General features: G+C 53.4%; 19 protein-coding genes. 18 read left to right on the forward strand and 1 reads right to left on the reverse strand.

What is annotated here, in order from left to right:
* Positions 1-119 precede the first annotated feature (119 nt).
* Positions 120-1,394 (reverse strand): histidine--tRNA ligase, encoded by a 1,275-nt coding sequence (gene hisS, locus Q0721_RS01740; protein WP_299024655.1) that lies wholly within the window; start codon positions 1,392-1,394, stop codon positions 120-122.
* Positions 1,395-1,598: 204 nt separating this feature from the next.
* Here hisS and Q0721_RS01745 point away from each other — a divergent pair, with 204 nt between their 5' ends.
* The 18 genes from Q0721_RS01745 to hypA all read left to right on the forward strand — a co-directional run bounded on the left by Q0721_RS01745 (position 1,599) and on the right by hypA (position 19,123).
* On the forward strand, positions 1,599-1,961 hold the full coding sequence (locus Q0721_RS01745; protein WP_299024659.1) for a DRTGG domain-containing protein: 363 nt from the start codon (positions 1,599-1,601) through the stop codon (positions 1,959-1,961).
* Positions 1,962-1,988: 27 nt separating this feature from the next.
* The gene (locus Q0721_RS01750) at positions 1,989-2,984 is read left to right on the forward strand and encodes a CBS domain-containing protein (protein ID WP_299024660.1); all 996 of its coding nucleotides are present in this window, start codon (positions 1,989-1,991) and stop codon (positions 2,982-2,984) included.
* Between the two features lie 27 nt (positions 2,985-3,011).
* Positions 3,012-3,368, forward strand: a complete 357-nt coding sequence (locus Q0721_RS01755) for a DRTGG domain-containing protein (protein WP_299024662.1) — start codon at positions 3,012-3,014, stop codon at positions 3,366-3,368.
* A 21-nt stretch (positions 3,369-3,389) separates the two neighbouring features.
* The gene (locus Q0721_RS01760; protein WP_299024664.1) at positions 3,390-4,160 is read left to right on the forward strand and encodes a PHP domain-containing protein; all 771 of its coding nucleotides are present in this window, start codon (positions 3,390-3,392) and stop codon (positions 4,158-4,160) included.
* A gap of 139 nt (positions 4,161-4,299) precedes the next feature.
* A complete protein-coding gene (locus Q0721_RS01765) occupies positions 4,300-4,821 on the forward strand; it encodes an NAD(P)H-dependent oxidoreductase subunit E (protein ID WP_299024666.1) in 522 nt (173 codons plus the stop codon).
* 6 nt (positions 4,822-4,827) lie between these two features.
* Complete coding sequence (locus tag Q0721_RS01770; protein WP_299024668.1) at positions 4,828-5,403, forward strand: ATP-binding protein; 576 nt, start codon at positions 4,828-4,830, stop codon at positions 5,401-5,403.
* Between the two features lies 1 nt (position 5,404).
* A complete protein-coding gene (locus tag Q0721_RS01775; RefSeq protein WP_299024670.1) occupies positions 5,405-5,773 on the forward strand; it encodes a (2Fe-2S) ferredoxin domain-containing protein in 369 nt (122 codons plus the stop codon).
* Positions 5,774-5,822: 49 nt separating this feature from the next.
* Entirely contained in the window at positions 5,823-7,604 is a 1,782-nt protein-coding gene (nuoF, locus tag Q0721_RS01780; protein WP_299024672.1) for an NADH-quinone oxidoreductase subunit NuoF, read from the forward strand.
* Positions 7,605-7,640: 36 nt separating this feature from the next.
* Positions 7,641-8,126 (forward strand): NADH-quinone oxidoreductase subunit NuoE, encoded by a 486-nt coding sequence (gene nuoE / locus Q0721_RS01785; protein ID WP_299024674.1) that lies wholly within the window; start codon positions 7,641-7,643, stop codon positions 8,124-8,126.
* A gap of 19 nt (positions 8,127-8,145) precedes the next feature.
* Positions 8,146-9,777 carry an NADH-quinone oxidoreductase subunit NuoF gene (gene nuoF / locus Q0721_RS01790; RefSeq protein WP_299024676.1) on the forward strand — a complete coding sequence of 544 codons (1,632 nt, stop codon included), beginning with the start codon at positions 8,146-8,148 and terminating at the stop codon, positions 9,775-9,777.
* 45 nt (positions 9,778-9,822) lie between these two features.
* A complete protein-coding gene (gene focA / locus Q0721_RS01795; RefSeq protein WP_299024678.1) occupies positions 9,823-10,695 on the forward strand; it encodes a formate transporter FocA in 873 nt (290 codons plus the stop codon).
* 35 nt (positions 10,696-10,730) lie between these two features.
* The gene (gene fdhF, locus Q0721_RS01800; protein WP_299024680.1) at positions 10,731-13,505 is read left to right on the forward strand and encodes a formate dehydrogenase subunit alpha; all 2,775 of its coding nucleotides are present in this window, start codon (positions 10,731-10,733) and stop codon (positions 13,503-13,505) included.
* 74 nt (positions 13,506-13,579) lie between these two features.
* A complete protein-coding gene (locus Q0721_RS01805; RefSeq protein ID WP_299024682.1) occupies positions 13,580-15,535 on the forward strand; it encodes a molybdopterin-dependent oxidoreductase in 1,956 nt (651 codons plus the stop codon).
* 30 nt (positions 15,536-15,565) lie between these two features.
* The gene (locus Q0721_RS01810) at positions 15,566-16,108 is read left to right on the forward strand and encodes an NADP oxidoreductase (protein WP_299024684.1); all 543 of its coding nucleotides are present in this window, start codon (positions 15,566-15,568) and stop codon (positions 16,106-16,108) included.
* A 29-nt stretch (positions 16,109-16,137) separates the two neighbouring features.
* Positions 16,138-17,580, forward strand: a complete 1,443-nt coding sequence (locus tag Q0721_RS01815; RefSeq protein ID WP_299024686.1) for a Ni/Fe hydrogenase subunit alpha — start codon at positions 16,138-16,140, stop codon at positions 17,578-17,580.
* Between the two features lie 61 nt (positions 17,581-17,641).
* The gene (locus Q0721_RS01820; RefSeq protein ID WP_299024689.1) at positions 17,642-18,148 is read left to right on the forward strand and encodes a hydrogenase maturation protease; all 507 of its coding nucleotides are present in this window, start codon (positions 17,642-17,644) and stop codon (positions 18,146-18,148) included.
* A gap of 116 nt (positions 18,149-18,264) precedes the next feature.
* Entirely contained in the window at positions 18,265-18,747 is a 483-nt protein-coding gene (locus Q0721_RS01825) for a cyclic nucleotide-binding domain-containing protein (protein WP_299024691.1), read from the forward strand.
* A 31-nt stretch (positions 18,748-18,778) separates the two neighbouring features.
* Positions 18,779-19,123: a hydrogenase maturation nickel metallochaperone HypA gene (hypA, locus tag Q0721_RS01830; protein WP_299024693.1), complete on the forward strand. Its 345-nt coding sequence runs from the start codon at positions 18,779-18,781 to the stop codon at positions 19,121-19,123.
* Positions 19,124-19,139: the final 16 nt, after the last annotated feature.

A 19,139-nucleotide genomic window follows, 5' to 3' on the forward strand; every position in this document is an offset into this window, starting at 1 on the left:
CATCCAAAATACACATAACAGCCCCTCGCCCCTTTCCCGGGGCGCTGGCGAGGATGATTTTATATGGGATAGACCAATTGGTCAAGGGAAAACTCAATTGGCGCGGGGGCATACCTTTCTTAGCTCACTCCCATTTGCGCCTTCACCGTGAAAGCCACCTCGGATAGGGCCACTAAGGTTTGGGTTCCTGTCTGTAGATCCTTGAGGGCTACCTGATCCCGCACCAGTTCGTCGGGGCCGGCAATCACCGCATAACGGATCCCGGCACGATGCGCATACCGCAACTGCTTGTCTAGCTTAATGGCCTCGGTATAGCCAATGACCCGCAATCCAGCCTCACGTAAAATCTGACTGATTTCTAAGGACTTAAGCAAATGCTCTGCATCAAATACTGTCACCAACACATCTGCCGGGGCCGGATTCCAGGTGGGCAGTAGCCCGTATTTTTCCAGGACAAGCGTCACCATCACATCACCCATTGCAAATCCAACGCCGGGCAATGGCTCACCACCCACATCCGCCACTAAATTATCATAGTGTCCCCCTCCTAAGATGGCACGGCCCTCTTTTCCCATGTCACGGCCTTCAAAGACCGTGCCCGTGTAGTACTCCAGACCACGAATAATTTGGGCATCAAAATGGACGTAGTCCACCGCTCCGTAGGCTTTCAATGCCGCAAATACACGTCGCAGGGAGGGTGAATGTTGCCACAGACTCTTATCATCTAGCAGCCGCTTTAGGCCGTCCAGCTGAACGGGCTGCAGGCCCAAAGAAAGGGCGTAGTCTTCCCACGCTTCCGGATTCATCTTTTCCCGCCGATCAATCAAGCGAAATACCTCACGGTGGCGTTCAGCGACAATGCCTAGATCTAAGAGGAGACTCTCCATTAAGTGGCGATCATTGATAAAAATCCCCACCTGACTCGGAGTTAAACCTACGCGGCGGAAAAAAGCCACACACAAAGCAATCAATTCTGCATCACTTTCCGGTGAATTGGCACCGATTAAATCGGCATTCCATTGAAAGAATTCACGCGTGCGCCCTTTTTGAGGACGCTCATAACGCCAGAACGGGCCAAACGACCACCAGCGCAGGGGATAAACGAGTTGTTTTTGGCGCTGAGCGACCATGCGCGCCAGCGTGGGCGTTAACTCAGGGCGCAGGGTGATGAGTTCGCCCCCTCGATCCGGGAAGACAAACGCCTGTTCCTTAACCAGTTCCTCCCCCGATTTAGCCGCATACAGATCAAGCCGTTCCAGAAAAGGGCCGTCATATTCCTGATAACCAAATGATGCCGAAACCTCACCAATCACCCGATACAACCAGGCGCGCACCGCCATCGCCTCGGGATAAAAATCGCGTGTGCCTTTAACCGCTGCAATCACTGTTCCCATGATCTTTTGTCCTTCTTCAACATGTTCGTGTTTTTTGATTTTAACACAACCCCAGAGCGTCTTTACTCGCTTGAGTCTCATTAAATAAAAAAGAGGCTTTTTATGCACATAATGATACAATCATATAGGTTTTTCATCCACCACCCTAAAATCATTGAAATGCTTGTGAATTAAATCTCAAAGTGATGGCAAGAGGCATAGGCGATGGAACTCAAACGGGCGATCGAAATCCTTGACGGAGAGGTACTAACTACCTCAGTCAACCTTAATCGTCAGGTCAAAGGTGGCGTGGGTGCCGATTTGATGAGCGATGTCCTCTCCTCCACCCAGCCGGAAGCGCTACTGTTAACTGGTCTGTGCAACCCCCAGGTGGTTAGAACGGCGGTAATGGCCGATGTCACCGCCATTGTGCTGGTGCGCGGTAAACAGCCTCCCAATGAGACACTCCAATTAGCCGAAAATGAGGGCATTCCGCTGATCTCAACCCGCTACGGAATGTTTGAAGCCTGCGGCCGTCTCTATCAAGCTGGCCTACCTTGCTTGGAACGTCCGGTGTCTAGTGAGTAGCACAAGGCGCAATTTTTGGATCACCCCATGAGCGACAATCTTCTATCCGCTTCCCGCGTGATCACCGATAAGGTAGCTGAGAATATCAGCCGTGTGGAGGAACTGGCTTATGAGATTCGCGTGCGGGAGGTGATGACCAGCCAAGTCATCACCATGCACCCGAATGACGCCATGCAAACCGTACTCGAAACCTTTCGGCAAGCGCGCATCTCGGGAGCCCCTGTGCTGGAAGAGGGGAACCTCATCGGATTGATCAGCATTGAGGACCTCATCCGCTGCCTACTAAAGCAGGATCTGGCCGCACCTGTTCACCAGTATATGACCCCCCATCCCGTAGTGGTCAAAGGGGATGACTCAGTTGTTGAAGCCCTGAAGGTATTTGTCAGCAAGAAATATGGGCGACTTCCTGTTGTGGACAGTAACGGACACCTAATCGGCATCATCACCAAAGGGGACATCACGCGTGGTTTACTACGCGCGCTGGAACGTGATTACCAATCCGAGGAGGTAAGGCGCTACCGCGCCAGTCACCTGTTCGAGGATATCGAATCAGAACGCACCAGCCTCATCTTACGCTACAACATCAAACAAGGAGATTTTGAACACGGGGGTGAAGCCTCGGCCAAGATCAAACGTGCCTTACTGCGCTTGGGAGCCTCGCCGCAAATTGCACGCCGTTGCGGTATTGCCGTTTATGAAGCTGAGATGAACTTAATTATTCACACCACTGAAGGCGGAGTCATTCGCGCAGAGATTGAACCGCATCAAATCTCCATTGATGTCTATGATTACGGCCCCGGAATTCGCGATGTAGAATTAGCCATGCAGCCTGGCTACTCTACCGCTAGTGAAAAGGTACGCGAAATGGGCTTCGGGGCCGGGATGGGACTGGTCAACATCAAACGGTGTGTGGATTGGATGAAACTGGAATCCGAGTGGGGCAAAGGCACCCGCTTGCGCATGAAGATCTACTTACCACCTCCCCATACACACACTAAGGGGGAGAACTCAAACCCCACATAATCACCCCCAATCTGAGGAGAGGCCAAGATGCGATTGGATCAAATTGTAAACGCCCTTCAACTCAGTGTGCTTACCCACCCGATTGACTTAAGTGAAGTGGAACCAACCGGTGGTTATGCTTCGGATTTGCTTTCGTGTGTTATGAGCGGCGCCCAGCGAGGTAACTTGTGGGTGACGCTTCAATCGCACTTGAATATTGTGGCGGTAGCAGCGCTCCTCGATCTTGCTGCCATCATCATCACCGAAGGGGCACAACCCGATGTTGCTACCCTGGAAAAGGCTGAACAAGAAGGCGTGATCCTACTCTCTACCCCACTGCCTACTTACACGGTCATCGGGCGGCTCTGGGAATTAGGGGTACGTAATCCCGAGACGACCCCTTGAACCCACCCAAAGGAGCATGAGGTGACCCTCTTCCGCGCCGACCTACATGTGCACACCGTGCTCTCGCCATGCGCCGAGCTCGAAATGCTCCCTCCCCTCATTGTAACCGAAGCCTTGGAGCGCGGAATTTCCCTCATCGCCATCACTGATCACAATGCCACTGCTAATATTGCGGCAGTGCAAGCAGCTGCTACCGGCACCCCCCTGACTGTGTTGCCCGGGATGGAACTGCAAACTCGCGAGGACATCCACGTCCTCTGCCTCTTTGATACGCTCGAACAGGCCCATGCCTGGCAGGCAATCGTGGATCAAGCCCTCCCGCCGCTCAAAAACCGTCCTGACTACTTCGGTGATCAACTCATCGTGGATCAGGAAGGGGATTTTGTGGCGCGCGAAGAGCGCTTATTATTGGTGGCAACCTCCTTCTCGCTCGAAGAAGCCTGGCAAAAGGTCACAGAACTGGGCGGCCTTTTCATCCCTGCCCACGTAGACCGCAAAACCTTTGGACTAATCGAAACATTGGGTTTCGTGCCCCCCACTTTACCAGTAGACGCCCTAGAAATCTCGCGCCACCTCAAACCCCGCGATATTCCCACCCGCCTGCCCCATATTCTCGGTTACCCGCTTATCCAAAGCGGAGATGTACATCGCTTGGACGAGTTTCTAGGAAGCACGCTTTTTGAAATAGAAGCCCCCACGCTAACGGAGATCCGAATGGCGTTACGGGGAGAAAACGGACGCTCCTGCCGTATCCTCTCAGCCACCACAATCCCCTCCAATGTAGATTGTTAATTTTTTCACATTAATACAACCCTCACGAGAAGATAATGACATTTGGCAATTCTGGGAAGGGAAGGAACTCAGTAAACTCAACATAGTGGAGCAAAGTTATTAAGGTTATTTATATCCGATTTGTCTATTGGAGTTTCCCATGAACCCAACGATTGCAGAGAAAACCAAAATTCCGCCCACCGATCCATTGGCTGACCCGGAGAAGAAACGTATCATTGATGAGATCCTTGAAAAGAATAAAGATCTGCCCGGGGCGCTAATGGTGATACTGAATGAACTGCAATCCCGGATTGGTTTTATTTCCAACCCGATGCAGCAGTATGTGGCCGATGTCCTGCACATTCCGGTCAGCAAGGTGCACGGTGTAGTGACCTTCTACTCTTTTTTCACCACCACGCCGCGTGGTCGGCACACGATCAAATTCTGTATGGGTACCGCCTGTTATGTGGGTGGCACACCCCAATTAATTGAAAAAGCCAAGTCATTATTAGGGATTGAGCCCGGCCAAACCACACCTGATGGCAATATTACGCTGGAATTATGCCGGTGCGTCGGGGCTTGCAGCCAAGCGCCAGTGCTTGTGGTAGATGATCAAATTGTTGGGCGTGTGCGCCCCAATAAATTCCCGCAAATCCTGCGACCCCTGCAATCTCAATCCTGAGTAGCCATGAAAGAACTTGCTCTCCACCTCCTAGATATCGCTGAGAACAGCCTGGCGGCTGGGGCTCGCCACATCACTATTAAGGTGGCTGAGGATACCCATAATGATCGCCTGGTTATGGAGGTGTGCGATGATGGCAAGGGCATGGACGCCGAAACGGTTGCCCGCGTCGTAGATCCTTTCGTGACCACACGCACCACCCGTAAAGTGGGTCTGGGCATTCCATTGCTGAAAGCGGCGGCCGAAGCCTGCAATGGCCACCTGGAGATTGAGTCAGAAGTGGGAAAAGGCACTTGTGTGCGAGTCTCTTTCCAGCGTAGCCATATTGACCGCATGCCACTTGGAGACCTGGCAGGCACCTTTCTGACTCTGTTGGTAGGCAATCCCCACGTGTACTGGACCTTTATTTACCAGGTAGACAACCAAACTTACACCTTTGATAGCCAACCCATCTTGGAAATTCTGCAAGATGTTCCACTTTCCGAACCCAGGGTCCTGGCTTACCTACGCCAGGAACTGGAAAACGGTATCCATCAGGTTCAAAAATCCACCCTCTTGCAAAAAGCGACTCAAGGAGTGTGATATGCCCACGATCAAAAGTTTAGACGATTTAAAACGCATTCGCGAAGAAGCCCTGGCCAAGCGGAAAGCCAAAACCACCTCTGGGCAGGTGCAAATTACGGTAGCAATGGGCACCTGCGGTATTGCTGCCGGTGCGCGCGACACGATGAAGGCCATCCTCGAAACGATTGCCGAAAAGAATCTGGAGGGCATTATTGTCACTCAAACTGGCTGCATTGGTCTTTGCGAACGCGAACCCATCATCCAAGTCACCGTTGGCGACCAGCCAAAAGTGACCTACGGTAAAGTGACCCCCGAAGTGGCGCGCCGCATCCTGGAAGAACATGTGCTCAAAGGACAAGTTGTCCAGGACCACGTGGTGCCCCTCTAGAGCCTGACGTCTAAAACTACGATCCTTACAAGGCTACAGGTGTTGTGATATGAAATACTATCGGTCTCACGTTCTGGTATGCGTAGATCCTGAGTGTCTGGGCCGCGGAGCTCACGAGATTGAGGATGCACTTCAGGATGAACTGGTGGCGCAGGGGTTGATTGACGAGGTACAGGTCCTCGAAACCTCACGCATTGGCGCTTGCAGTGATGGCCCTGAATTGATGGTTTATCCCGAGGGCGTCCATTACGTTGGCCTTTCGGTTGATGACATTCCTTATCTGGTTGAAGAACACTTCCTGAAAGGGCGGGTGGTTCAAAAGTTCCTCTACACCAAACCCAAGTTTGTGGATGAGGAACTAAGCGCCCCCACTCCCAAAGAAGTGCGGGTGGTCTTGCGCAATTGCGGTAAGATTGATCCGCAAAACATCGAAGACTACATCGCTGAGGATGGGTACCAAGCACTGGCTAAAGTGCTTACCGAGATGACACCCGAGCAGGTGATTGAGGAAATCAAGCGCGCTGGGCTGCGCGGGCGCGGCGGCGCTGGCTTTCCTACCGGGCGTAAATGGGAATTAACCCGTGCGGCCAAGGGCGAACCCAAGTACGTCATCTGTAATGCTGATGAAGGCGATCCTGGCGCTTTTATGAACCGCCGCGTGTTGGAAGGCGATCCTCACTCGGTGATTGAGGGGATGATCATTGCTGCATACGCTATTGGGGCATCCCAGGGATATATCTACTGCCGCGCCGAATACCCCTTGGCGGTATCAACCCTCAACATTGCCATTCAGCAAGCCCGTAATTTTGGCTTGCTGGGCAAAAACATCCTGGGAACTGACTTTTCGTTTGACTTAGAAGTGCGCCAAGGAGCTGGGGCTTTCGTGTGCGGTGAGGAAACAGCCCTAATCGCCTCAATCGAAGGTCGGCGTGGTGAACCACGTCCGCGTCCACCTTTTCCTGCACAGAGTGGCTTATGGGGCAAACCCACTAACATCAACAATGTCGAAACCTATGCCAATGTCCCACAGATTATTCTCAAAGGTGCTGAGTGGTTTGCCAGCATGGGCACGGAAAAAAGCAAGGGCACCAAGACGTTTGCCCTGGCAGGGGATCTTAATCACACTGGTTTAATTGAAGTCCCCTTTGGCATTACGCTGCGTGAGATCGTTTATGACGTTGGCGGCGGCATCCGTGACGGTAAAGCCTTCAAAGCCATCCAAACCGGCGGTCCGATGGGGGGATGTTTGCCTGCTGACTACCTCGATCTACCGGTGGATTACGAGTCGCTGACTGCTGCTGGCTCAATCATGGGCTCGGGCGGTATGATCGTGATGGATGAAGACACCTGCATGGTAGATATCGCCCGCTTTTTCATGGAATTCACTCAGGACGAGTCCTGCGGAAAGTGCACCCCCTGCCGGATCGGTACGCGCCGCATTCTAGAAATCCTCACTCGCATCTGCGAAGGCAAGGGCCAAGATGGCGATATCGAGACGTTGGAGTACCTGTGTGAACAGATTCGCACCAACAGCCTGTGTGGTCTGGGTCAGGGTGCTCCCAACCCCGTGGCCAGCACCCTCAAGCACTTCCGCAAGGAATACGAGGCTCACATCTATGAGAAGCGCTGCCCAGCAAAGGTTTGCCGCGCGTTGATCCGCTATGAGATTTTGCCAGAAGCCTGCACCGGCTGCACCGTTTGTGCGCGCAACTGTCCGGTAGGGGCTATCAGTGGCGAGCGCCGTCAAGTCCATGTGATTGATCCAGATGTGTGCATTCGCTGTGGTATTTGTATGCAGGTCTGCAATTTCAATGCGGTAGTGATTGAATAGGTCATTTCTTTCTTACCAGCCGGCAGGAGGAGAGGCATGCAATCCGAGAATGGCAACCATAAAAAGGAAAAGATTCTAGCAGCTGTAGAGGCAGCGATTGAACGTTATGGGGCACGCCGCGAAGAACTTATCCCTATCCTCAGCGATATCAATCGCGTCCTGGGTTATCTTCCCCCCGAAGCCCTGGACGAAGTCTCTAAGCGCCTGAAAGAGCCTCACAGCCAAGTCATGTCGGTGGCCAGTTTTTATCAGATGCTCTCCACCAAACCGCGCGGCAAGCATGTTGTACAGTTTTGTGAGAGCGCCCCTTGCCATGTCGTGGGTGGGCGAGAGGTATGGGAAGCTCTGCAAGAACATCTGCAACTTGGAGCAGGTGAAACCAGCCCAGACGGACAATGGACTCTGATCACTGTTTCCTGCTTGGGGCTTTGCAGCGTAGGGCCGGTGATCGTCGTGGATGAAGACGTGTACGGCAACGTCACCCCCGAACGAGTGCCTGAAATTCTGGCTCGTTACCACTAGACCACGAAGGAGGAACGCGATGAAAATAATCCGCTCAATGGTTCTAGTGTCTGGAGATCCTCTCAGCCTGGAACGAGGCGCCGAGCAAGTCTTTCAGGCACTGCAGAACGCGATCCAGGCGTTTGGGCTGAGTGATGAAGTCTCGGTGATGATGATCGGTGATGTGGGCCGTCACGACGCCTTACCCATGGTCATTGTCTATCCCGAAGCTGTTGTGTACGGCCCGGTACGACCAGACGATGTGCGCTACCTGGTCGAAGAGCATCTCTATAAAGGGCGCATCGCTAACGAGCTACTCGCTCCGGTACGTGAGCTCTCAGGCCGTGTAGCCTGGGTGGCGGCCCGCAAAGGCACCCTTCCCGCCGAGCAACGCATTGTCTTGCGCCGGGTAGGTCTGATTAACCCGGATGACATCGAAGAGTACATCCTCCATGATGGCTACACAGCCCTTGGTAAGGTGCTTACCGAGATGACCCCCAACGAGGTCATTGAGGAGATCAAAAAATCCGGCTTGCGCGGGCGAGGTGGAGCCGGTTTCCCAACCGGTGCCAAATGGTCATTCGTCGCCCGCGAGAAATCCGAAAAGAAATATATCATCTGCAACGCCGATGAGAGTGAACCTGGTACGTTTAAAGACCGCATCATTCTGGAAGGTGATCCCCATAGTATTATTGAGGCCATGATCATCGCCGGCTATGCGGTCGGCGCGGATGAGGGTTACATTTACGTGCGTGGTGAGTACCTACTGGCCCAGGAACGCCTGCGTCGAGCCATCGAGCAGGCGCGCGAGATGGGTTTTCTGGGCAAGAACATCTTCGGCACCAACTTTAGTTTTGACATTCACATCCACACAGGGGCAGGTGCCTACATTTGCGGAGAAGAAACTGCTTTGATCGAGTCCATCGAGGGCAAACGCGGCCAACCCCGCTCGCGTCCTCCTTTCCCAACCACTTATGGCTTGTGGGGTAAGCCAACCGTGGTTAATAACGTAGAAACCCTGGCCAATGTCCCCCCGATTATCCTCAACGGGGCTGACTGGTACCGCCGCTTTGGCACCCCCAGCAGTCCCGGCACCAAGGTATATACCATCCTTGGCAACGTCAATGTAACTGGTGTCATCGAGGTTCCAATGGGGATCACCCTGCGTGAGGTGATTAATATCTACGCCAAAGGGATGAAGGGCGGGGCCGCCTTCAAACTGGCACAGACGGGAGGCTCGAGCGGCTCGTTGATTCCTGCTTCCCTTCAAGACACCCCAATGGATTTTGATTCCTATGCCAAGGCCGGGGTTGCACTGGGTTCCGGTGCATTGCTTATTTGCGACGAGAACACCTGCGTGGTAGATTTGGTTAGAGTGCTTATGAATTTCTTCCGCAGGGAGTCCTGCGGCAAGTGCAACCCCTGCCGCATCGGGACCCAACGCGCTTATGAAATCATGAGCGCCATCTCCGAAGGCCGTGGCAAAATGGAAGACCTGGATCAATTGCTTTGGTTGAGCGAGAACATGTACCTGCTCTCAAATTGTGGTTTGGGCCAGACGGCCGGTACCCCCATCAAAGATATGCTCAAACATTTCCGGGCCGAGGTAGAAGCCCACATTACATTGCATGTGTGCCCAACAGGGGTCTGCAAGATCAAGGCTTTTGCGTGATTCATCTACCCTTCACATCCCAGTTTTCAGAGGAGTATTAGCCGTATGACCACCAATAATGGTTTCACCATCGATGCCCTCATGCCCCCCGAAATGGCTCAAAAAGCCGAGGCCATTGGGGTCAAGAAAGCCAATCTAGACTTTTGGTCCATGCTGGCCCTCTCGATCCTCGCGGGTGCCTTTATTGCCTTAGGTGCCATCTTTGCCACCACGGTAAGCGCCGGTTCAACTTTGCCTTACGGCGTTACTCGTCTGCTGACCGGCCTGGTTTTTACCTTGGGCCTGATCCTGGTCATCGTAGGCGGCGCTGAGCTCTTTACCGGTAACAATCTGATCGTCATGGCGTTCACAAGCGGGAAAGTCACACTAAGAGCTCTTCTACGCAATTGGGTGATCGTCTACATTGGCAACTTTATTGGCTCCATCGCCACAGCCGTGCTCGTCTTCCTCAGTGGGCAATACACGTTCGGCAACGGCGCAGTGGGCTTAAATGCGCTGAACATCGCCAACACCAAGGTGAATTTGGAATTTGTACAGGCAATTGCCCTGGGTATTCTGTGTAATGCTCTGGTGTGCCTGGCAGTGTGGCTGTGTTACAGCGCCCGCACCACTACCGATAAAATCTTGAGCATCATTCCGCCTATCTCAGCCTTTGTGGCGGCTGGTTTTGAACACAGCATTGCCAACATGTACTTTATTCCCATCGGCCTTTTCATCAAGCAATGGGCACCAGCCTCTTTCTGGAAATTGCAAGCCCTAGTGGATGCGGGTAAAACGATTGAGAGTTATGCCAACCTCACCTGGAAAAACTTCTTCCTAGCGAATTTGCTACCCGTAACCCTAGGTAATATCATCGGTGGTGCCTTTTTAGTCGGATTGGTCTATTGGTTCATCTATTTGCGCCATCATCGCTCTTAGCACGAGAGTCCAGAAAGACTGAAGGAGAAACGCCTATGGTTACCGTTACAATCGATGGGAAGAAAATAGAGGTACCTGAGGGAATGACGGTATTGGAAGCCGCTGCCCAGGCCGGTATCACTATCCCCACCTTGTGCTACCACAAAGATCTTAGCCCACACGGGGGATGTCGATTGTGTGTGGTTGAGGTTAAGGGAGCTCGCACCCCGCTGGCCTCATGTACGTTACCGGTCAATGACGGCATGGAAGTGACTACGGAGTCCCCCGCGCTGCACGAGTCGCGGCGTACTATCTTGCAACTTCTGCTATCCACTTATCATGACGCTGGTTACGCTGCCAACGATGGACGTGTGAATGAATTAGAACACTGGGCTCGCGTTCATGGGTTGGATCCTTCTGAGACCATGGCCAAAGCCCCCCGCTATCCCATCAACAGCGACCCCAATCCCTTTGTTTGGGTAGATCTGAACAAGTGCATTTTGTGCGGGCGTTGCATCCGTGCCTGCGCCGAGGTACAAGGACGATTTGTGTGGGGGCTGGCTGAGCGGGGCTATGACACTCGCATTGTAGCCGGCATGGACGAAACTATGCTCGAGGCCCGCTGCGAATCTTGCGGAGCGTGTGTGGCTTACTGCCCCACCGGCGCACTTGATAACAAACCCTCGGTCGGTGCAGGCGCCCCCGATAAAGTGGTAACAACCACTTGCTCCTACTGTGGGGTAGGTTGCCAGTTCGACTTACAGGTCAACACGAAAGAGAACCGCATTCTCCGCGTCACCTCAAATCCCGAAGCACCGGTTAACGGCATGCATCTGTGCGTCAAAGGGCGCTACGGATATGACTACGTCCATCACCCAGACCGACTGCTCAAGCCTCGCGTGCGCGAGTACCTGCTCAAAGGCCAAAAACGCCCCGCCAATGGTGATCGCGGCCCTTGGGTTGAAGTGGATTGGGACACTGCGCTCGAGATTGTGGCCCGTAAATTGGTTGAGGCACGTGATACCTACGGTCCGGATAGCGTGGGTATTCTGACCTCGGCCAAGTGCACCAATGAAGAAAATTACTTAATGAATAAATTGGCGCGACAAGTGATTGGCACCAACAACATTGATCACTGTGCGCGCTTATGCCACTCCAGCACAGTGGCAGGCCTGGCGCTGGCTTATGGTTCAGGTGCCATGAGCAATTCCATGAAAGATGTGGCTGAGAAAGCAGCTGTCATCTTCATAACTGGCTCAAACACCACCGAGCAACACCCCGTCTTCGGCGCCATGATCCGCCAGGCAGTGCTCAAGCGTGGAGCTAAATTGATCGTAGCCGATCCCCGCAGAATTGATATTACCGAATTTGCCACCCTGCATCTGCAACAACGCCCGGGAACAGATATTGCTCTGATCAACGGCTTGATGTACATCATTGTTCAAAACGGCTGGCAAGATCAGGCCTTCATTGCGGAGCGCACAGAAAACTACGAAGCGTTTCTCGAAAATCTGCAGGAATACACCCCCGAAAGGGTGTCGGCTATCACAGGGGTACCGGTTGAGCAACTTTATCAGGCTGCTGAGATTATGGGGAAAAACCGTCCCATGGCTGTTATCTGGGCTATGGGCATCACACAGCACATTGTCGGCGTGCAAAACGTACTAACCCTGGCTAATCTGCAAATGCTCTTGGGGAACATGGGTGTTCCCGGGGGTGGGGTCAACCCCCTGCGTGGCCAAAATAATGTGCAAGGCGCCTGCGATGTGGGTGGCTTGCCGGATGTATACCCTGGCTACCAGAAAGTCACATCCGAGGAGGCCCGTCTGAAGTTTGAGCAAGCCTGGGGCGTTCCCCTCCCCGATAAGGTGGGTCTGACGGTCACTGAAATGATCCCAGCGGCTGGTGAGGGCAAAATCAAGGCAATGTACATTCTGGGTGAAAACCCGGTCATGAGCGATCCTGATTCGAATCACGTGCGCCATTGTCTGCAAACGTTGGAGTTCTTGGCTTTGCAGGAAATCTTCCCCTCGGAAACCTCGGTTTATGCCGATGTCTTGCTACCGGGGGTTTCGTTTGCTGAGAAAGATGGCACTTTCACCAACACCGAGCGCCGCATCCAACGTGTCCGTCAGGCCATTCAACCCTTGGGAGAGGCGCGCCAAGATTGGATGATCATTCAAGATCTGGCGCAACGCATTTTGAGCCGAGGAAAACGCCGAGTCAACCTAGAAGCCCCCTATGCCCAGTGGAACTACACCAACACCGCCCAAATCATGGACGAGATCGCGGCGCTGACTCCGATTTACGCAGGAGTGACTCATGCTCGATTGGAGGCGGGCGAAAGTTTGCAGTGGCCGGTACGAAGCAAGGAGCACCCTGGTACTCCCATCTTACATGTAGAGCAGTTCACGCGCGGGAAAGGCAAATTCCACCCCACTGTTCATATCCCGCCTGCCGAACAACCTGACGAGACCTACCCCATGGTACTCACTACCGGCCGTGTCCTCTACCACTGGCATGGCGGGGAAATGACACGTCGCTCCAAGGGCCTGATGGAGGTCTACGGTCAACCCTTAATCGAAATCAACCCCGAAGATGCCCAACGCATCGGCCTGAATGGCAACCGCATGGTAAGAGTCTCTTCGCGTCGAGGGAGCATCATCGCAGAGGCCTGGATTACCGAACGCGTTCCCCCCGGCCTCATCTACGGAAACTTCCACTTCCCTGAAGCTTCGGTCAATGAACTAACTCTTGCGGCATTGGATCCGATCTCTAAAATTCCCGAATTCAAAGTCGCTGCAGTCAGAGTTGAGGCCTATTCTGAATGAACAATTTTGGGGTGTAGACCGAGTGGACACAATCCACTTATTATGAACATGTAATCAACTGGAAGGGAGCAGGGATGGCCACAATCACAATCAACCAGCAAACCTACGAAGTGCCCGATGGAATCACTGTTTTGCAAGCGGCGAGGCAATTGGGAATCTTTATTCCCACCCTGTGCGATCACCCTCACTTGACGCCCTACGGGGGGTGCCGGCTGTGCATGGTGGAAATTGAAGGTTTTCGCACCTTGCAAGCCGCCTGTACTATTCCGGTCTCGAACAACATGGTGATTCACACCGAGAACGAAAAAATTAAGAAGGCACGCGAGTTTGCCCTCTCGCTGATTTTCAGTGAACGCAATCACTTTTGTCCTTACTGTCAGGTCAGTGGAGGGGACTGCGAATTGCAAAATGCGGCTTATCGCGTGGGGATGACTCACTGGCCCTTACAGCCTAACTGGCAGCCCTTCCCGGTGGACGCTTCCCACCCCTACATTATCCTAGAACATAACCGCTGCATCCTTTGCCGCCGTTGCATTCGCGCCTGTAACGAACTGGTGGGAGTCAACACCCTGGGGGTGGCTAACCGCGGAGCACGCACCTTTGTCATTGCTGACTTCGGGGTGCCTCTTGGCGAAAGCACCTGCGTTTCGTGCGGCATGTGCGTTCAGGTGTGTCCAACCGGCGCCATGATTGATCGGAAGAGCGCCTACCAAGGGAAAAAATCCGAGGCTGAGCACGTCGAAACCATCTGCACGGGCTGCAGCCTGGGATGTGGGCTCGATGTGCTAATTACCGACAACCGCATTTTGAGCATCTACGGCAACTGGGACGCACCCGTTAATCAGGGCGTATTGTGCAAAGTGGGGCGTTATTATCCACTGGATGACGATCGCCCGCGGATCACCCAACCCCTAGTGCGTAAGAACGGTGAACTGCAACCCACAACCTGGGAAGAAGCCTTAAGTGTCGCCGCCAGCGCTCTTAAACGCCATTCTGCCAATAGCCTAACCCTGGCCTCAGCCCGTCTGACTGCCGAAGCTCTCTATCTCTTCCGAAAGGTATTTGCAGAAGGATTGCATAGTCCCTTGGTAACCACTTTGAACGGCCATGCCATGCGGCCCCTGACAGAAACGCTCCATGATCTTGGCGAGCCTTTTGAAGGAAGGGTCACAGATTTGAATGATGCCACCTCTATCTTGATTGTGCAAGCCGACCTGGCAAGCAACCACGAAGTCCTAGGATTTATGGTGCGGCGGTCGCTCAACCGCGGCGTTCGCATTGTAATCGCCGATAGCCGTGAGAATCCTCTAGCCGCTCTCGCCGAGGTGTCACTCGTCTTCAAGGAGGGGCGGCAATTAGCAGTTGTTGAGGGGTTAATGGCCGCAGTAGCTCGGCTCGGGCTGAGCCAAACTGAGTACACCGAAGATGCCATTGCCAACCTGGCCAATGCGGCTAAGACAACTGGACTAGCGACAGATGATTTCCTCAAAGCTGCCTACCAGATTACGCGTGGTGAAAAACCAGTGATTATCTATGATCCCGCTGCGATCAACGATGTTGTAGCAATTAAAGCGCTGGTGCGCTTGGCCAAGATGACCGGGGCAACCCTGATCAGCCCCAAAGGTGAAGCCAACAGCCTGGTAGCCGCACAATTTAATCTGATTGAGCCAATGCGCCCAGGCACTTATGAGGTGGCCTTTGTAGCACTTGGAGATGAGATCCCCAGTGAAACTTTGGTCGCTGCATTAGAGCGAACACCTTTCTTGATCGTGCAGGCCAGTCGCGAATCAAAACTCACCGCCCGCGCCGATGTTGTCCTGCCAGTCTACACCTGGGCTGAGGAAAGCGGCCATTACCTTAACCTCGAGGGGCGTCTTCAGGAAGCCCATCCATGCCTAACCGCCCCAGGACAGGCAAAATCCAATGAAGTTGCTTTGCGCAAACTGGCCGAAGCCCTGGAGGTGAGCGCTGAAGGGGATTGGCGCACTGTCCTCACACAACGTGTTGCACCCGTTACCATTGCTGTATAAGAGAACCGGAGAGTGCGAGAAGGAGAAGCTATGAGCAAACCGAAGGTAGCCACCGATTGGTTAGCCGGGTGCGCCGGCTGCCATATGTCTTTTCTAGACATTGACGAGCGAATTGTAGATCTTGTTGATCTGGTTGACCTGCGCTCTTCCCCTATCACCGACCTGAAAGAACCCGATCCGAGTGGGGTGGATGTAGGCATTCTAGAAGGCGGGATCAACAACACTGCCAACGAAGAAGTTGCTCACAGGATGCGCAAGCGCTGCAAGATCTTGGTGGCATTAGGGGATTGTGCAGTTTTCGGTGGGGTGCCAGCAATGCGGAACTTCTTCAAGATCGAGGACGTCCTGCGCCGCGCCTATATCGAGACAGAAAGCACTGACGCTGAGGGTAAAATCCCCGATGACCCCGAATTGGCCAAACCCACCCGGGTGCGTGCTGTAAGTGAGGTGGTGCCCGTAGATGTTTACATTCCGGGTTGTCCGCCCAGTGCCGAGATCATCTACTATGCATTGAGCGAACTGGCTCAAGGGCGTATTCCTGTGCTCAAGGACGAACGCCTTCAATGGCATTAAGGGTAGGTCATCTTTAGGAGGAAACAAGTATGGCAATTGTAACCACCCAGAAAATTACCATTGAGCCCGTAACCCGGATTGAGGGCCATGCCAAGATTACCATCCATCTTAATGAGGCCGGTAAAGTCGAGCGCGCCTATTTGCATATTAACGAATTTCGCGGCTTCGAGAAATTCTGTGAAGGGCGCATGGCCTTTGAAATGCCGGTTATAACCCCCCGCATTTGTGGCATCTGTCCGGTCTCGCACCACCTGGCTGCCGCCAAGGCCTGTGACGATCTCTATGGTTCTCCCCCGCCTCGCCCGGCCCAATTGCTACGCGAGCTCATGCACATGGGACAGATCATTCAAAGCCACGGGATGCACTTCTTCGAATTGGCGGGCCCCGACTTGCTCCTGGGGTTTGACGCCGACCCCGCCATCCGTAACGTGGTCGGATTGATCCGCGCCAATCCTGAACTAGCCCTGCGCGCCGTGCAACTCAGAAAATTTGGGCAGGAAATCATTAATATTCTCGGCGGGCGACGCATTCATCCCGTCTTTGCCGTTCCGGGCGGGGTCAACAAAGCCCTCACGGCCAGTGAGCGCGATCAAATCCTGGCCGGTCTGGATGAAGCCATCACCACCATTCAACTCGGTTTAAGGATCTTTAAGGATTGGGCTGAAGCCAACCAAGAGGACATCAATCGTTTTGCGGTCTTCTCCACTGGCTACCTTGGAATGGTCAAGGCGGGCAACACGCTCGAACTCTATGATGGAGACCTGCGGCTGATTGATTCTTCGGGTCACGAATTAGAGTATTTTGACGGACGCGATTACCTGAATTACATTGCTGAACACGTTGAGGCCTGGTCATACCTGAAATTCCCCTATTACAAGAAAATGGGGTGGCCGCAGGGTGTTTACCGAGTAGGACCGCTTGGACGTCTCAACGTCTCCGAGCGCATCGCCACACCGCTCGCTAACGAGGCACTGCAGGCGTTCAAAGCCATCAAGCCCGGCAAGCCGATTGAACAGACTCTTTACTACCACTATGCGCGTTTGATTGAGGCTCTGTATGCTGCCGAAAACGTGCGCGTGTTACTGGAGGATCCTGATATTTTGAGCACGGAGATCCTGAACACGCGCCAGGAGTTCCGTGGAGAAGGTGTTGGAGTGATTGAAGCCCCGCGCGGCACTTTGTTCCATCATTATTGGGCCAAACCTAATGGACAAATCGAACGGGTCAACCTGATAGTTGCTACGGGTCACAACAACTGGGCCATGAGTCAGGCCGTCGAAAGCGTGGCCAAGACCTACATCACAGGACCTGAGATTCGCGAAGGACTGCTCAACCGGGTGGAAGCCGCCGTGCGCGCTTATGACCCATGCCTTTCCTGCTCAACCCACGCCATTGGGCAAATGCCAATGATCATTGAGATCCTAGACGCTCAAGGCAAGCCCACGCAGACCCTTGCGCGTTTGCATGAGTGACAAGACACCCACCTCGAATAGCCGGCTTCCTTCCCCCGGCGAGAGGGGGAAGGAAGTATGTTTGGCACCTCGTATCCTCATTATAGGCATTGGCAACCCTGATCGTCAGGATGATGGGGTGGCCTGGCACTTGATCTACCGCTTGGCAGAACAGTTGGGGTACCCCGTCGGATCGGAACTCGATGGAGAAATAGGCGAGATAAGCGTTAACCCATGCCTCACGCTACGCACGGGCTTGCAGCTAACTCCAGAAATGGCCGAGGAGATCGTTACCTACACACATGTCTGTTTTGTAGATGCCCACACAGGCAGCTTTCCGGAGGAGATCACCTGGTTACCCTTGCACCCCGGATTTCAGCCCTCCCCACTCAGCCATCACCTAACCCCAGAATCCTGTCTAGCACTGGCTGAGACACTCTATGGACATGCTCCCCAGGCTATTTTACTTTCCCTAAGGGGATACGAATTCGGCTTTGCTCGTGAATTATCACCGCGCACCCGCGTCCTCCTGGAAACGGCGGTGGACTCGCTACTACGGTGGTTAACATCCCTCCTTCCAAGCGACTAGGTTTTGGTGACAATTTGCGTCACCAATAATTACAGAGGACACTATAATCCCAACCCTCAAGATGATAAAAACTATACAAAGTATTGGACCAAAGCCGTTAGCGGTGGTATAGACATATGGAAGTTGACCTGGTTGCCTTGCTTAGAAGCATTCCCTGGTTTGTTGAACTCAGCCAGCGCCAATTGGAGACCCTGGCAAGTCTGGCACGTGAACGCTATCTAGCGCCGGGTGAGTCCCTTTTTCAAGAGGGGGATTATCCTGATTTTCTCTATCTCGTCTTGGATGGTCGCGCCAGCGTGGAGATCAACGTTCCCAGCCACGGGCCTGTACACATCTTCCAGGCGGAGCCTCTTGACATCCTTGGATGGTCGGTACTCACCCCAGTGGTGCGCCAGCGCACCACCACTGTGCGCGCGCTAACCCCAATGCGCCTGCTCGCCTTTGAAGGAAAGGCCTTGCAACAACAATGCGAAACGGATCCCCATCTTGGTTACGTCATTACCCGCCGGTTGGCGAATGTGGTTGCTAGCCAGTTACTGTTGACACGCCTGCACTTAATGGAAATTCTGATGAATTCCTCGCGTGAGACAGTAGGATAAAGCGAGGGTTATCGGTATAATTTAAGTCCTCATGCACGAATTACCCGTCACCGAAAATATTCTTTCCATTGCCCTCAAACATGCCCAGGCCGCTGGTGCCCGCCGCGTCACCGACATCCACATCGTTTTAGGTAAGTTCTCGAGTATTGTTGATGATTCGGTGCAGTTCTACTGGGACTTAATCAGCGGCGGTACCATCTGCGAAGGAGCACGTTTGCATTTTCAGCGGCTGACCCCACGCATGCGCTGCCAGGACTGTCAGCACGAGTTTGAAGTCAGCGGTGAGATCCAGCCTTGCCCACAATGTAACAGCCTGAACCTTATCTTGCTGTCAGGCGATGAGTTTTACCTGGAAAGCATCGAAATCGAACGTTAAGGACCGTTTTTCTTCA

It is taken from the genome of uncultured Thermanaerothrix sp. (genome assembly GCF_938028735.1).
Lineage (GTDB): Bacteria > Chloroflexota > Anaerolineae > Anaerolineales > Anaerolineaceae > Thermanaerothrix.

Excerpts from the sequence above, each read along its gene's own strand:
- hisS (WP_299024655.1), bottom strand. The coding sequence starts at position 1,394 with ATGGGAACAGTGATTGCAGCGGTTAAAGGCACACGCGATTTTTATCCC.
- Q0721_RS01745 (WP_299024659.1), top strand. The coding sequence starts at position 1,599 with ATGGAACTCAAACGGGCGATCGAAATCCTTGACGGAGAGGTACTAACT.
- Q0721_RS01750 (WP_299024660.1), top strand. The coding sequence starts at position 1,989 with ATGAGCGACAATCTTCTATCCGCTTCCCGCGTGATCACCGATAAGGTA.
- Q0721_RS01755 (WP_299024662.1), top strand. The coding sequence starts at position 3,012 with ATGCGATTGGATCAAATTGTAAACGCCCTTCAACTCAGTGTGCTTACC.
- Q0721_RS01765 (WP_299024666.1), top strand. The coding sequence starts at position 4,300 with ATGAACCCAACGATTGCAGAGAAAACCAAAATTCCGCCCACCGATCCA.
- Q0721_RS01770 (WP_299024668.1), top strand. The coding sequence starts at position 4,828 with ATGAAAGAACTTGCTCTCCACCTCCTAGATATCGCTGAGAACAGCCTG.
- Q0721_RS01775 (WP_299024670.1), top strand. The coding sequence starts at position 5,405 with ATGCCCACGATCAAAAGTTTAGACGATTTAAAACGCATTCGCGAAGAA.
- nuoF (WP_299024672.1), top strand. The coding sequence starts at position 5,823 with ATGAAATACTATCGGTCTCACGTTCTGGTATGCGTAGATCCTGAGTGT.
- nuoE (WP_299024674.1), top strand. The coding sequence starts at position 7,641 with ATGCAATCCGAGAATGGCAACCATAAAAAGGAAAAGATTCTAGCAGCT.
- nuoF (WP_299024676.1), top strand. The coding sequence starts at position 8,146 with ATGAAAATAATCCGCTCAATGGTTCTAGTGTCTGGAGATCCTCTCAGC.
- focA (WP_299024678.1), top strand. The coding sequence starts at position 9,823 with ATGACCACCAATAATGGTTTCACCATCGATGCCCTCATGCCCCCCGAA.
- fdhF (WP_299024680.1), top strand. The coding sequence starts at position 10,731 with ATGGTTACCGTTACAATCGATGGGAAGAAAATAGAGGTACCTGAGGGA.
- Q0721_RS01805 (WP_299024682.1), top strand. The coding sequence starts at position 13,580 with ATGGCCACAATCACAATCAACCAGCAAACCTACGAAGTGCCCGATGGA.
- Q0721_RS01810 (WP_299024684.1), top strand. The coding sequence starts at position 15,566 with ATGAGCAAACCGAAGGTAGCCACCGATTGGTTAGCCGGGTGCGCCGGC.
- Q0721_RS01815 (WP_299024686.1), top strand. The coding sequence starts at position 16,138 with ATGGCAATTGTAACCACCCAGAAAATTACCATTGAGCCCGTAACCCGG.
- Q0721_RS01825 (WP_299024691.1), top strand. The coding sequence starts at position 18,265 with ATGGAAGTTGACCTGGTTGCCTTGCTTAGAAGCATTCCCTGGTTTGTT.
- hypA (WP_299024693.1), top strand. The coding sequence starts at position 18,779 with ATGCACGAATTACCCGTCACCGAAAATATTCTTTCCATTGCCCTCAAA.